The sequence below is a fragment of the Marinomonas rhizomae genome, from assembly GCF_024397855.1.
GTDB lineage: Bacteria > Pseudomonadota > Gammaproteobacteria > Pseudomonadales > Marinomonadaceae > Marinomonas > Marinomonas rhizomae_A.
This window is the reverse complement of record NZ_CP073343.1, coordinates 198,467-212,199: the sequence shown is the minus strand read 5'-3', so window position 1 is coordinate 212,199 and position 13,733 is coordinate 198,467. Positions and strand designations below refer to the sequence as shown.

The following is a 13,733-nucleotide window of genomic DNA, read 5'->3' as shown; positions in this document are numbered from 1 at the left end:
TTTTAGCTTAATTAAATTGTCATAAAGATCCGACAAAGTAGGCCACCATAATGTCGGTTAGAGATTGCATTTTTTTTACAAAACACTGAACACGTGTTCATTTGTTGAAAAAACTTCAAAAATCCTACCGATACTCGTTTTATCGGTTTGGAGAAAAGAGAAGGCATGGCGCACTTACACATAAAAAACTTACAGGCAGGCTACGGCAAAAAATTGATTTTAGACAATATCAATTTAACCGTTGAGCAAGGCGAGATGATTGCCTTACTCGGTCCATCTGGCTGTGGAAAAACCACGCTACTCAATGCCTTATGTGGCTTCGTCCCTGTCAGTAATGGCGAAATTTTTGCCGGTGACCGAGCCGTTTCTCAACTTCCCGCCGAAAAGCGCAACATTACCATGGTCTTTCAAAGTTACGCTCTTTGGCCCCACATGACCGTTGCGCAGAACATCGGTTATGGACTAAAAGTTCAAAAAGCCAAACGAGTAGAAATAGAAAACCGAGTGACCGAGCTACTAAGCATCGTTAAGTTAGAAGGTTTAGAAAATGAAAAAGTCACCGCCCTTTCAGGAGGGCAGCGTCAACGAGTGGCTCTGGCTCGTGCGTTGGCGATCAGACCCGATGTGCTGGTTCTCGATGAGCCACTTTCGAATCTTGATGCAAAGGTAAGGCTAAGCGTTCGCCATGAAATCAAAGCCCTGCAGAAACAACTTGGCTTTACCTCACTCATAGTCACCCATGATCAGGAAGAAGCCTTGGTCATGGCGGACCGAATCGCCGTGTTAAACCAAGGCAAAATCGAACAAATCGGTACACCAGAAGAAATTTATCATCACCCAAGTACGCCCTTCGTTGCCGACTTTATGGGAGCAGAAAACCATATCGAGTGGCCCACTAACGACGACGCTTTCCGTCTAAACCTGAGTAACCATGCCACTCCATTAGACATTTATTTTCGTAGTGAGAATACAGAGCTGCTGCCCACTCAACCGACGACAAACGAAGATGACTTCCATACGGGCTTGGTGATCAACGGCCACGTCGAACAAAGTGTGTTCTTTGGCAACAACTACCAAATTAGTGTGCGCTGCGGGAAGCACACCATACAGGCAGATCACGACCAGAATCTACCTGAGAATACTCCCGTTACTTTATGCGTTCCCACCGATGCTCTGCATGCTTTCACTAAAAACGTAGAACATGCCGAACATCAAAAAAACCATGCCGTTACTGTTTAATCAATGAGGATGAATCATGTTTACTAAAACGAATATCGCCGTAATTGCCGCTGTCGGCCTTACTCAATTTTCAACTTTTGCTTACGCAGACACCACACTGAACGTGGCTTCTGCCGGCAGTCAAAACATGGTGGATTACGTAAAAACCTACCTTGCTCCTAAATTTGAAGCAACGCACCCGGGTGTAAAAGTGAACGTAGTTGGCACAGGGCCAGGTGATGCGGGTTCTCACAAAATCATGGAAAAGCTGTCGGCGCAAAATGACAGCGGTTTGGATAAATGGGACATTGATGTGGCCGTTGTACACCAAAAAATTGGTGGCGAATTGGTTGAAGATGGACTGCTTGCAAAGTATCGCAGTGATATTAACACTGGCAAAATGGTGTCCCGAGACAGTGCGAAAAATGCCCTCGGCATTAATGTTGATGGTTACGTTATGCCTATGTTTCATAGCCAAACCGCCATCGCTTATAACAGTGATTTCGTTACAAACCCACCAACATCTTATGACGAATTGGTTAAGTGGACGCAAAAACACCCTAAATCTTTCGGCTACAACGGCATTAAAAACGGCATGTCTGGCGTTAGCTTCGTAACCGGTTGGATTTATGCTTATGGCACAGATGCAGAAAAATTGTCTTCTACGCCATATGATAAAAACGTCGAATCGTCTTGGGATAAGGCCTTTGCCGAACTAAAAGAATTCAACAAGAACATCACTTTCACACCAGGCAACGCAGGCACGTTAGACATGCTAAACCGTGGTGAGATTTTTATGGGGCCAGTTTGGGTCGACATGTTCTATAGCTGGAAAGAGCAAGGCAAGATTCCACCATCGCTTAAACTCTCTTTGATTGCACCAGGTATGCCGGGACAACCAATGTACTACGTGACGCCAACCAAAGCTGCGCACCCTCAACTGGCTCGCGAGTTCATTGAATTAGCCACCAGCCCAGAAATTCAAGCCAACGGTATTGTGAAGCAGTTCAACTGGTATCCAGGCATTGATGCGAATTATGTAGAAGCCAAGCTTGATAAAGCCACATGGGAAAAATTGTTCGCAGAAATCACACCGAACGATTTATCTAAATATGGAAAAAGCTTCCCGATTGGGCCGTACTTTGATGACATCAAAGAAGGCTACGAGCGAAACGTTTCTAACTAGTTTTGTGAGCTAAACCACTGAGCGAAGTACTCGCTCAACATAAGCCCTGAGCACAAATTTTCTGAATTACTCTGCTCGGGGCCATTTTCTCTTGTGTTGGTCATTGGAAATAAACATGCGTCAAACGACATCACACAACCTACTAAAGAACCCTCTTTGGTTAATCGCCCCAGCCGCGCTCATGGTCGGTATTTTCTTTCTATACCCATTGGGATTTTCGCTTTATTCAGCTATTACATTAGATGATGGCAGTATCACTCTCAGCCATTTAAACAAAGCCTTTGAGCTTTACTCAAATGACATCCTTTTTACCATCATCATTGTGTTGATTTCGGTCGTCATTTTAGCGGTATTATCCATCACCATCGCCGCTTTGATTACTTTATCGCCTTTTCGTTCTTTAACGAAAACACTGGCCTTTCTTTATCGTTTGCCTTTATTCATTCCCTTTATTGTCACCGCGCAAATGATGCGCACCTTTTTGGCGAAAAATGGCTTAATGAATAATGCCTTTGTCGCTTCTGGCTTACTAACGCCCATGGACACCGTGTCTTTCCTTGGCTGGAGCGGCATCATTATTACCTTTGTCTGGAAGCAATTAGCCTTTTCGACCTTGTTAATCTCTGGCGCCATGGCCGCCTTGGACGACTCTCAAATCCGTGCTGCTCGCAATTTAGGCGCGTCACGTTTGCGTATTCTATTTCAGATTATCTTGCCACAAATTATTCCGACTTTAGGCGTTGCCATGGTGTTATCCATTGTCACCATGATGTCCGTATTATCCGTTCCACTGATGATAGGCACAGGCTCACCTACCATGATGACGGCAGACATGGCGTTCCGCATCAATTCTTATGGCGACTATCACGTAGCGAACGCACTAGGCTTGGTGTCTTACTGTATTTGCGCTGGCTTAGCTTGGTTTTATCTGCGCCAAAATCTCAAAGAAAAAGGGGCTAACTAATGAGCTATCCACAACATAAAGCCTTGCTAGACAAGTTCAACATTCGCTCTTTGCGGTTCAGCTTTTGGCTGCAATGTGTCTTTATCTTATTGCTCGCACTGGCATTATTTGGCCCTATCATGAACTTACTGATTTGGACCGTAACGGAGAGTTGGTACTTTCCTCATGCGCTCCCAAGCCAATGGGGATTCAAATATTGGCAGCAAGTATTTAACCCTTATAGCGATGTGTCTGGTTCATTATTTACCAGCTTACTGATTGCGGTATTAACCGTGGTGGTTTGTATGATCGTCTCAATTCCGGCGGGCTATGCTCTCTCCAAACGCAGTATGCCATTACGTATTTTTTGGATGTTACTGTTTTTAATTCCTCAAGCATTTCCAAATCTAACCGTGTACATGAACATCGCTCGGCTGTTTTATGAATTTGGCTTAAACGGTACCTTACCAGGTGTGATCATAGTCCATAGTGTTCATGGTTTGATGTTTTCTATATGGATCAGTGTCGCAGCATTTTCATCAACTGACCCAATGCTAGAGCGTGCTTCTCGGAATTTGGGGGCAGGGCCTTTCTACACCTTCTTTCATATCGTATTACCACAAGCAGCACCGGGGTTAATCGCCAGCTGTATTTTTGTCTTCTTAGAGTCATTAGACGAATTTACCGGGACTTTCTTTGTTGGTTCGCCGAATATCAGCACATTGCCACTCTTGCTATACACCGCCAGTATGGAAGGGAACTATCAGATAGCCTCAATCACCGCATTGATCCTGCTTGTGCCGTCCATCCTATTTATGGTCATCATTCACAAATTTATGAAACCTGAGATGCTCTCTAAACTAGGCAAGTAACACTATGAAAACAGAAACAGCTTCAAGGCTGCGACCGTCGACATAATGCGAATTAACCATTTGAATTGGATTGGGTTCACTTTTTTTAATACGTAGTAGCCGATGAAAGAACCTATAACCAATCCAGGCACTGCGTATAAGCTGGTTTTTGTGCTCTCAACTGAAAGCAAGCCGAGGCTGATATAAAATGGCAGTTTTACCACGTTAATAATGAAAAATGCCCACGCGCGGGTACTAACATAGGTTTTCTTATCCAGCTTTTGCTCCAATAGGAACAAGCTAAATATCGGTCCCGCTGCGTTGGCCATCATGGTCACAATCCCGCCAATAAACCCCATGGAATAAGCCGCGATCGGCTTCTGCATAAAAGAGGTTGGGCGGTAATCCAGATATAATCCAAGCGCAATCATGGCAAGTATCATCACACCAAGAAAACTCACAAACTGTTCCGCGTTAATGTTTGCGAGGAAATGACTGGCGACAAACACCCCGAGAAAAGCCAAAGGCAAAAAGCGCGCTAACACAGACCAAGCGATTTTAGATCGGTAGCTAAACACCGCCATAATATCGGTAATAATATACAGAGGTAATAAAATGGCTAACGCCTCAGGCCCTGGGACAGCAATCATCACAATGGGCAACACCAGCAACCCCATGCCGCCAACAGAAAACTTAGAAAAGCCGGTAATCAATCCAGCCAGAAACAACACAATAATCGTAGTATCCACGTTTCACTCCTTCAAATATCTCACGACATGACTCGTTTTATGCGTGCAATAATACGGCAAATAATGAACAATAAATAATCTCGTTTTATTATCAAAACTATTCGAATTAATAATCATCTTGAGGCCATTATGAAACTGGATCAATTAAGAGCCTTTATTGCCGTGGTCGAAACGGGCAGTTTTCGTTCTGCCGCAGACGCTATTCACAAAACACAACCAGGCATTAGCGCGGCCGTAAAAGCACTAGAAGAGCAATTTGGTTTTCTATTGTTCGACCGCAACAGCTATCGGCCGACGCTGACACCTGAAGGCCATGCCTTTTTCCTGCAAAGCCAAAAACTCATGTCTCAGGCTCTGCAACTGGAAAACTTAGGCAATGACCTCGCCCAAGGCACAGAAGCGCCACTGCAACTCTGTTTAAGCCAAATGGCGTTAGACGATAACTGCATGTCACGAATCAAAGCCTTTCAGCGCCAGCACGCGGATATTGCCTTAGACATCACCACAGATCACCTTTACGGTGTGCAAGAAAAGCTCGCCAAGAACCAATGCGAAATCGCCATTGGCCCAAGATACGGGCTTGATGACAGACACGCCTTTATCGAACTGAATAAAATCACTATGATTGCTGTGATCAGCCCAGAATTACTCGCCACGCTTAACACCAGCGACACCAAGATCAAGCAACAATCCTTGTACGCCATTCCCCAAATTCTGGTCAACGACACCACGGCCAACGCCTCAGAAAATGGCCACAGGTACGTTTTACCAACAGGTAAGCGCTGGTATGTGAACGACTTTCAAGCGAAGAAAACCTTGTTGGTACACGGGCTTGGTTGGGCACGCATGCCGAAGCATTGCATTCAGACAGAATTGAATAACGGGCAGCTGGTGCCAATTGAAGTGGAAAATTTCACCTCACAGAATCAGCTGCCCATTTTTATGATTCGCTTACGCCATCAAACCCAGAGTTCGCAAGCGAATGTTTTCTGGGAAATGATGAAAAGCTTTTCTAACAGTACACAAAACGAGCTATGAGGTTTTATTTAATTCCCAATCGTAATCTAGAAAACGGATGGTCATATCCTTGTCTTTAAGCTTCTGAATCTCTTCAGGGTTTAAAGACAAATCCGCTGCGTGATCGATTAAAAACTGCTCCAACGATGAATAGCCCTTCCAGCCTTTTTCAAAGTCTTCTCGATACCATTTAAAAATAGAAGACAGCGCTAACTTGCCATTATCTATTCGATTTCGACTGCGATCTTGCAAGAAAAGTCGCGTTTGTTCGTCTAGCTGAGTATCTAAATGCTTGCCCGTATAAGCTTCATTGCGAAGTGCAGGACAACCAATACTTGCGCAATTCACCGCGAAATGAATGCGCGGGTCTTGATAACGATCTGAACCACGAATCAAGGTATGTTCGATGTCATCCAAAGATCGCGTTTCACCTAATAGCGGAATAAAAGACTTACTCCACGGCGAACTAAAAAAGCTGCCGAGATCTTTAATCGAATCCAAATCCGGCCACTGGGTAAGAATCAAATCCACCGTCCAAGCATTGTACGCATTAATCAAAAACGCCAATTGTTCGTCTTTAGGCCAATCATCAAACTCAGGGGGCGTTACTTGAGACAAATCCGCTAAGTAGCGATCCAGTTGCGCCTTATCATCGGCAAAGCCTTGATAATCCACTTGGCTTGCCTGACCGCCATTGAGCGGCAACACATGCTGTTTTAGCAATGCATCCCATTGACTGTGATCGAAGGTATTTGCCGCGATCACCTGAGCGCTGAACAGGCCAGCGAAGGAGACACTCAATAACGTTAAAACCAATAAACGAAGCTTTATCATCAACTTAACCTCGACGCCAAGCATGGTATTTTTCCAGCCAGTTCAAAATACGTTGCGGCGCGTGAGCACGCTTCCATTCACCTGCGGCGTATTTGTTGGCTTCCGCCCATGTTGGATAAGTATGAATGGTGCCGAGGACCTTATTCAGGCCAAGGCCATGTTTCATTGCTAATACAAACTCGGCCAACAAATCCCCAGCGTGTTCGCCAACAATAGTCACACCCAAGATCTTGTCTTTGCCGGGTACCGTCAACACTTTCACAAAGCCTTTTGCGGCGCTGTCTGCAATGGCACGATCAAGGTCATCCAGTTCATAACGCACCATCTCATAAGCAATGCCTTTGTCTTTCGCGTCTTGCTCGCTCAAACCCACTCGCGCCACTTCAGGATCAACAAAGGTGGTCCAAGGAATCACTCGATAATCAACACGGAATTTTTTCAGTGATCCGAACAAGGCATTTACCGCGGCATACCAAGCTTGGTGAGCGGCAACGTGAGTAAACTGATAAGGGCCCGCCACATCGCCTGCGGCAAAAATATTCGGGTAAAGAGTTTCAAGGTAATCATTCGTGACAATCGTGCCCTTGGTTTCAATCCCCAAGTTTTCCAAACCGTACCCTTCAAGGCGCGCTTCGCGGCCAACCGCACAAATCAGCGCATCAAACTCCACGGTAGACTCTTGACCATCGTGTTCGACAATCAGACGCTTCACCTCGCCTTCCTTCTCACAGCGCACGGCGCTATGGGAGGTCAGCATAATCACCCCATCTTGGATTAGACTTTCTTGTGCCAGAGCAGAAACTTCTTCGTCTTCTCGCCCCATAATGCGAGACGAACGTTCGACTTGAGTTACCGTCGATCCCAAACGGGCAAAACTCTGCGCCAATTCACAACCAATCGGGCCGCCGCCTAACACAACAAGACGCTTCGGTGGCTCATCGAATTTAGCAAAGGCTTCCCACATGGTATCGCTGGTGTAATAACCCACCTCTTCTAAGCCGGGCAAATCTGGCACAAAAGGACGTGCACCGGTTGCTAACACAATACTGCGTGCCGTCAAACGTTGCGTGTCGCCGTCATTTCGTTGAATTTCTACCGTCCAAGGGTCAATCAATTTAGCGTAACCTTGCACCACATCGACACCCATTTTGCTGTAACGCTCAACGCTGTCGTGAGGTTCGATTTTTGCGATCACATCATGAATACGTTGCATGACTTTTTTGAACGAAAACGTCGGCTCGCTGCTGTTCAAACCATAGTTTTCAGCATGGCGCATTTGATGGGCAACTTTCGCGCTTTTGATTAATGCTTTACTCGGAATACAGCCGTAATTTAAGCAATCACCGCCCATTTTGTTAGCTTCAATCAAGGTCACTTTGGCTTTCACTGTGGCTGCAATGTAAGCACTCACTAAGCCACCAGCCCCAGCACCAATAACGATCAAATTACGATCAAAAGAGTTTGGTTTACTAAATCCAGCATAGACACGGCGTGCTTTCACCAGATCGACGATCTTCTTCGCGATCAAAGGAAACACACCCAGCAAGACAAAAGACAATAAAAGCGAAGGCGATAAAATGCCCGACAAACTCTCTAACTGCCCCAATTGTGTTCCGGCATTCACGTACACCAAGGTGCCTGCGAACATACCGATTTGGCTCACCCAATAAAAAGTCAAAGCACGAATAGTGGTTAGACCCATCAGCAAATTAATGAGGAAAAACGGGAAGATAGGAACCAAACGCAATGTAAATAAGTAAAATGCGCCCTCCCTTTCTATTCCTTCGTTAATCGCTTTTAAGCGCTCACCAAAGCGTTTTTGCACTGTGTCTTGAAGCAGATAGCGGGAAACCAGAAACGCCAAGGTCGCGCCAATGGAGCTGGCAAAAGAAACAATCAGCGTCCCCCAAGCCAAGCCAAACAAGGCCCCTGCCGCCAATGTCATGATCGCCGCACCAGGCAAGGACAGAGCCGTGACAATGACATACAAAAGTAAAAACACACCGCCGACCAAGAAAGGTCTTTTGGCTTGCCATTCTTCAAATTGCACAAGGCCCGATTTCAAACCTTCCAGCGTTAATAGCTGGTGTAAATCAAAATAGAAAAAGCCCGTGGCCAATGCGGCAATCAATACCAGCAATCCAATTTTTTTCATTCGTCAAACTCCGAAAGAGCCTTGCGACTCGGGGAAAACACAATTAAACAATTCGTTAATGGTAGTTAGACAGAATACAGACTGGAATTATTACAGCAAGAAGGATTATTTTTTTAATAATCAACTGAGAGCAGAAAATGGAGCCGCGTCTGACAGATTCAAACGCGGCAAAAGAAAAGCATCGTTACTTATAATACGGCTTTAATACGGCCAGCTAACAGGCTGAACAACACCCCAAAAGCACAGACGCACAGCACCAAAAAAATCAAACCAGATAGGCCATACACAGCAATTGCTGTGGCAAAGCTTGGCGGTCCAACGGTCGCACCAATGTTACCGAACTGAGCCAGCAAGCCATAACCTTGCGCTTGCTCACTTGGGTTGCGCGCCAGCGTTGGAATCATAGCCAGAGCAGAGCCTGGCACCATTCCTAGAAACAACACCATCACACCCACCACAAGGCAAAACAACTCTGGCGAACCATTTATGAGAGACAACAAACAAGCACAAGTCGCCACACCACAATACGCCATCAAAGCAACACGCTGTGGTCGCATGAGATATTGCGCAATAGCACCCGCTAAAAAAGTACCGCCTGTACTAATGAGTGGCAACACAACCATCATTAGCTTCTGCAATGTGGAATCGCCAATCAAACCAGGCACGTAGGTCAATACAGACACCAAAGTGCAGGTATAAAACAAGAACACACAGCTTGGCAGCAAAGCACGAGGATTCTGATAAATCTTGATCATTTGCCTAATAAAACCGTCTTGCATCTCTGTCACAGGGACCAAATCCAATACAGGGTTCTTTCTTAGCTTAAAGAAAAGCACCACGCCAATCGTGGTAATAAACACACCATGACTTAAAAACAGCGTTTGCAGGCCGTAGTGATCTAAAATATTTTTCCCCGCCCAGCCACATAACGCAAAAGCAACACCAAAGAAGGTGCCCCAGATGCCCATGGTCAAAGACTTATGTTGCGGTGCGCTTAACTTAGCAATCAAAGTCGGCGCAGCCACCACCACACCTAACTGAGAAAAGCCTTCCAACATGCGTGTCACAAATAACAAATTAAAAGATGGCAGAGTAGATTGGATCAAAGATAAACCACCGCCCAACAACAACGCACCAACCAACACCTTCAAATAGCCAACTCGACTGGCGATCATGCCTGCCGACACACCGAACACCAACCCCGCAATACCAACTGCAGAAAGCGCCGCGCCCGTTGACGTCGCGCCCATCTGGTAATGCTCCAGCAAACCATCAAACGACACAGAAAACTTGGCAAACTGCATGGCCGCCGAAATACCTGCAACCCAGAGCAAAATCACATTTAGCCATTGGGTTTTTGCTTCAGTGATTGGTGATTGAAAAGAGGAGTTTGTTGGCATCTCGCTTCCTTATTAGAATGAAAATTAAGCCATCGACCAAAAAGATGCACTTAAAAGCTGACCTGACGGACAAATTATGGCCGCTATTCTAAAGCATAAAAGACTTGTATAGACAGCAATGAAGTAACTTTCTTACTCGAGAGTACATAGGAGTAGAAATAATTGCTCACGCCCTTAATGGTAGGCCAGTAACTAGAAGGGATAAAGTGCTTGAAAAACGACAGCTTGACCTTACTCCACCGTTAATCCTGACGCCAACGCTTTTGTTTTTTTACTAACGTTGACTGGTCAATACCAAGTACATTAGCGGCTGACCTAGTTGTGCCACACTCTTTTATCGCCTCATCAATCAAGTGCCGCTCTAACGCCTCAACCTGTGACTTTAGGAGTCGCTTCTCACTACTAGGAGCTTTTAATTTAAATTCCGCAGGCAGTTGCTCAACCGTAATCAATGACTGATCAGCGGTAACGACTAATCTCTCAGTTAGGTTGATTAATTCTCGAATATTACCTGGCCAGTTATAATGACTTAATTGTTCAATGACATCTTGATTCCAATGACAATCTAATTCATACGCACTATTAAAGTGTTGAATATAATGCTCAAGTAGCGGAGCAATTTCATCCTTCCTATCGCGTAATGGAGGGAGCGTTATTGGCACGACATTTAACCGATAAAGTAGATCTTCTCTAAATAATTTAATATCAACCAATTTTTTTAAGTCATGATGTGTTGCAGAAATTAAACGAAAGTTCACGCTTTTAAAATCAGTTCCTCCAACAGGGATAAAGCGATTTTCAGCAATTACCTTAAGTAACTTTACCTGCAGGCTAAGCGGTAAATCACCAATTTCATCCAAAAATAAAGTGCCATTATTAGCCGCTTCCAATAGCCCAATGCGCCCTTTTGCTGAAGCCCCAGTAAAAGCTCCCGGCATATATCCAAAAAGCTCAGCCTCCAGTAAGGATTCTGGCATCGCCGCACAATTAAGCTCAATAAATGGCCCATTGCTAACTTTGCTATATTTGTGAATAGTATTCGCTAATAGCGTTTTACCTGTACCCGTTTCTCCTTGAATAAGTATCTTGGCATTGGAGGTAGCAACTTTTTTGGCTAAATCATAACAGGCCTTAGTATTAGAGCTAATGATAAAGGCCTCTTGATTATCCCCAGATACGGCAGATGTTCCGTAGAGCTCTTTTAGCTTTAGTAGTTGGTCTAGCTGCTCTTCTTTATGTTTTGCTTTAAGTAGCTCAGTAATATCCCTTGCTGTAGTAACAACGTACTCAATGCGACCTTGCTCATCAAACATCGGGGTTCCAGACACAAATATTTTATGGTCATCCCCAATGGTTTGAATAATGGTAACAGCACTTAATTCTTTCAGTACTTCAAGCGAAACCGAGCGTGAAATATAACCAGCCTTAACAACTTCAGACATATGCAGACCAATTAAGTGACGCTTTGATAATCCAGTCATTCTTTCATAAGCTTTATTCATGGTAACGGTTATACCATTCCCATCGGTTATATAAACACCATCACTCAATGCATCGATAACTCGCTGTAAATTTTTGTCAAAAACCACTTATTTCATTACTCCCGAATTTTCACTATTAAGCATAACGCGCGCCCCCCGCTAAAGAGCAATCGTTTCATGCTACTTGGCGTATTAGAAAGTATTTCAGCCCAATCATCTATTTTTATTTGAGAGCCACATGTCGTTTGATGAAATCAATCATCAAATATACATTCTTGATGATTAATTTCATCAACCCAATTAATAGATAAAAATAAAAAATCTTTTAAATCAATCACTTAATAAAAACTTAATATTTGGTATGCCGATTGCAAAAATACAATTCAAGTCATGCACTTCTTACATGAATCCACGATAACTAATATAAAGGAGATTCTAATGTTACAGGATATGTCACTTCTAAAAACCCGCTGCTTAGTCAATGGCGAGTGGGTCGAAGCCAAAGAAAAAACCACACACCCTGTCACTAACCCTGCGACCGGTGAAGTCATCGCAGAAATCCCTCACCTTTCCCCAGAGGAAATCCCTGCCGTCATCGAAGCCTCTCGCATTGCACAAAAAAAATGGGCAGCACTAACGGCCAAAGAACGCTCAGTGATTTTAAAACGCTGGTTTGAGCTAATGATCGAGAATACAGACGACCTAGCCCTCTTGATGACCTCAGAGCAAGGCAAACCACTAGCCGAAGCGAAAGGCGAAATTGGCTACGCGGCCTCTTTCATTGAATGGTTTGCTGAAGAAGCAAAACGCATTTATGGCGACACGATTCCAGCACCTCGTACAGACCAAAGACTGACCGTTATCCGTCAACCGATCGGTGTTACGGCAGCGATTACGCCATGGAATTTTCCAGCCGCGATGATTACACGCAAAGCCGCGCCAGCACTGGCTGCAGGATGCTCAATGATCGTTCGTCCTGCGGACTTAACGCCGCTTACTGCGTTAGCCATTGGCGAACTCGCACAACGTGCCGGTATTCCTGCTGGCGTTTTTCAAGTCATAACGGGCTCTGCTAGCAAACTAGGCAAGGTTCTTACCGACAGCCAAGTCGTTAGCAAGTTGTCTTTCACAGGATCAACGGAAGTCGGTCGTTTATTGATGGCGCAATGCGCACAAACTATCAAAAAAGTCTCTTTGGAACTTGGCGGCAACGCGCCCTTTATCGTCTTTAATGATGCGGATCTTGATAAAGCCGTCGAAGGCGCAATGGCTTCTAAATACCGTAACGCGGGACAAACCTGTGTTTGCGCAAACCGTATTTTGGTTCAGCGCGGTGTTTACGAAGAATTTACCGCGAAACTGACCGAAAAAGTCAAAGCCTTAAAAGTAGGTAACGGTGTTGAAGCTGGCACCGACATTGGCCCAATGATCGAAGAAAAAGCCATCTCTAAAGTAGAAGATCATATCCAAGACGCTGTCAGCAAAGGCGCCAAACTTGTCTATGGTGGCGAACGTTTGGGTGGACTTTTCTTACAGCCAGCCATTTTAACTGGTGTCACTGCTGACATGAAAGTCGCACAAGAAGAAACCTTTGGACCTATGGCGCCATTGTTTGCTTTCGATACCGAAGAAGAAGCCATCGCCATGGCAAACGATACGATTTTTGGCCTTGCTGCCTACTTCTACACTCGTGATCACGGCCGCATGATTCGCGTATCAGAAGCGCTGGAATACGGCATGGTCGGTCACAACACTGGATTGATTTCAAACGAAGTCGCCCCTTTTGGTGGCGTTAAACAGTCTGGTCTTGGACGCGAAGGCTCTAAGTATGGCATCGAAGAATATCTCGAAATGAAATACGTATGCAGTGCCCTATAAGCCAACAACAGTAAATTGGAG

General features: G+C 44.9%; 11 protein-coding genes. 6 read left to right on the top strand and 5 right to left on the bottom strand.

The genetic code is table 11. The features are described 5' to 3' along the window. Nucleotides 1–165: 165 nt before the first annotated feature. The 4 genes from KDW99_RS00895 (at nucleotide 166) to KDW99_RS00880 (ending at nucleotide 4,219) form a co-directional block, all read left to right on the top strand. Nucleotides 166–1,239, top strand: a complete 1,074-nt coding sequence (locus tag KDW99_RS00895; protein ID WP_255827460.1) for an ABC transporter ATP-binding protein — start codon at nucleotides 166–168, stop codon at nucleotides 1,237–1,239. Nucleotides 1,240–1,255: 16 nt separating this feature from the next. After that, nucleotides 1,256–2,404: an ABC transporter substrate-binding protein gene (locus KDW99_RS00890; protein ID WP_255827459.1), complete on the top strand. Its 1,149-nt coding sequence runs from the start codon at nucleotides 1,256–1,258 to the stop codon at nucleotides 2,402–2,404. A gap of 115 nt (nucleotides 2,405–2,519) precedes the next feature. After that, the gene (locus KDW99_RS00885; RefSeq protein ID WP_255827458.1) at nucleotides 2,520–3,368 is read left to right on the top strand and encodes an ABC transporter permease; all 849 of its coding nucleotides are present in this window, start codon (nucleotides 2,520–2,522) and stop codon (nucleotides 3,366–3,368) included. Then, nucleotides 3,368–4,219: an ABC transporter permease gene (locus tag KDW99_RS00880; RefSeq protein ID WP_205113132.1), complete on the top strand. Its 852-nt coding sequence runs from the start codon at nucleotides 3,368–3,370 to the stop codon at nucleotides 4,217–4,219. The genes KDW99_RS00885 and KDW99_RS00880 overlap by 1 nt, the downstream gene beginning before the upstream one ends. A 2-nt stretch (nucleotides 4,220–4,221) precedes the next feature. Here KDW99_RS00880 and KDW99_RS00875 read toward each other — a convergent pair whose 3' ends face one another. Next, nucleotides 4,222–4,947: a sulfite exporter TauE/SafE family protein gene (locus KDW99_RS00875; RefSeq protein ID WP_255827457.1), complete on the bottom strand. Its 726-nt coding sequence runs from the start codon at nucleotides 4,945–4,947 to the stop codon at nucleotides 4,222–4,224. 129 nt (nucleotides 4,948–5,076) lie between these two features. Here KDW99_RS00875 and KDW99_RS00870 point away from each other — a divergent pair, with 129 nt between their 5' ends. Further along, nucleotides 5,077–5,985: a LysR family transcriptional regulator gene (locus tag KDW99_RS00870; protein ID WP_255827456.1), complete on the top strand. Its 909-nt coding sequence runs from the start codon at nucleotides 5,077–5,079 to the stop codon at nucleotides 5,983–5,985. Here KDW99_RS00870 and KDW99_RS00865 read toward each other — a convergent pair. From KDW99_RS00865 to KDW99_RS00850, 4 genes are all read right to left on the bottom strand, one after another. Then, the gene (locus KDW99_RS00865; protein ID WP_255827455.1) at nucleotides 5,980–6,798 is read right to left on the bottom strand and encodes a DUF547 domain-containing protein; all 819 of its coding nucleotides are present in this window, start codon (nucleotides 6,796–6,798) and stop codon (nucleotides 5,980–5,982) included. The two genes, KDW99_RS00870 and KDW99_RS00865, sit on opposite strands and share 6 nt — an antisense overlap. Before the next feature lie 4 nt (nucleotides 6,799–6,802). Further along, nucleotides 6,803–8,953, bottom strand: coding sequence for an FAD-dependent oxidoreductase (locus KDW99_RS00860; RefSeq protein ID WP_255827454.1), 2,151 nt, complete (start codon nucleotides 8,951–8,953; stop codon nucleotides 6,803–6,805). Nucleotides 8,954–9,141: 188 nt separating this feature from the next. Then, entirely contained in the window at nucleotides 9,142–10,353 is a 1,212-nt protein-coding gene (locus KDW99_RS00855; protein ID WP_255827453.1) for an MFS transporter, read from the bottom strand. Nucleotides 10,354–10,595: 242 nt separating this feature from the next. Continuing rightward, on the bottom strand, nucleotides 10,596–11,942 hold the full coding sequence (locus KDW99_RS00850; RefSeq protein ID WP_255827452.1) for a sigma-54 interaction domain-containing protein: 1,347 nt from the start codon (nucleotides 11,940–11,942) through the stop codon (nucleotides 10,596–10,598). A 330-nt stretch (nucleotides 11,943–12,272) separates the two neighbouring features. Here KDW99_RS00850 and KDW99_RS00845 point away from each other — a divergent pair, with 330 nt between their 5' ends. After that, nucleotides 12,273–13,712, top strand: coding sequence for an NAD-dependent succinate-semialdehyde dehydrogenase (locus KDW99_RS00845; protein ID WP_304941375.1), 1,440 nt, complete (start codon nucleotides 12,273–12,275; stop codon nucleotides 13,710–13,712). Nucleotides 13,713–13,733 lie beyond the last annotated feature (21 nt).

Coding starts and splice junctions, on each gene's coding strand:
- KDW99_RS00895 (WP_255827460.1), top strand. CDS start 166: ATGGCGCACTTACACATAAAAAACTTACAGGCAGGCTACGGCAAAAAA.
- KDW99_RS00845 (WP_304941375.1), top strand. CDS start 12,273: ATGTTACAGGATATGTCACTTCTAAAAACCCGCTGCTTAGTCAATGGC.
- KDW99_RS00870 (WP_255827456.1), top strand. CDS start 5,077: ATGAAACTGGATCAATTAAGAGCCTTTATTGCCGTGGTCGAAACGGGC.
- KDW99_RS00890 (WP_255827459.1), top strand. CDS start 1,256: ATGTTTACTAAAACGAATATCGCCGTAATTGCCGCTGTCGGCCTTACT.
- KDW99_RS00855 (WP_255827453.1), bottom strand. CDS start 10,353: ATGCCAACAAACTCCTCTTTTCAATCACCAATCACTGAAGCAAAAACC.
- KDW99_RS00860 (WP_255827454.1), bottom strand. CDS start 8,953: ATGAAAAAAATTGGATTGCTGGTATTGATTGCCGCATTGGCCACGGGC.
- KDW99_RS00880 (WP_205113132.1), top strand. CDS start 3,368: ATGAGCTATCCACAACATAAAGCCTTGCTAGACAAGTTCAACATTCGC.
- KDW99_RS00885 (WP_255827458.1), top strand. CDS start 2,520: ATGCGTCAAACGACATCACACAACCTACTAAAGAACCCTCTTTGGTTA.
- KDW99_RS00865 (WP_255827455.1), bottom strand. CDS start 6,798: ATGATAAAGCTTCGTTTATTGGTTTTAACGTTATTGAGTGTCTCCTTC.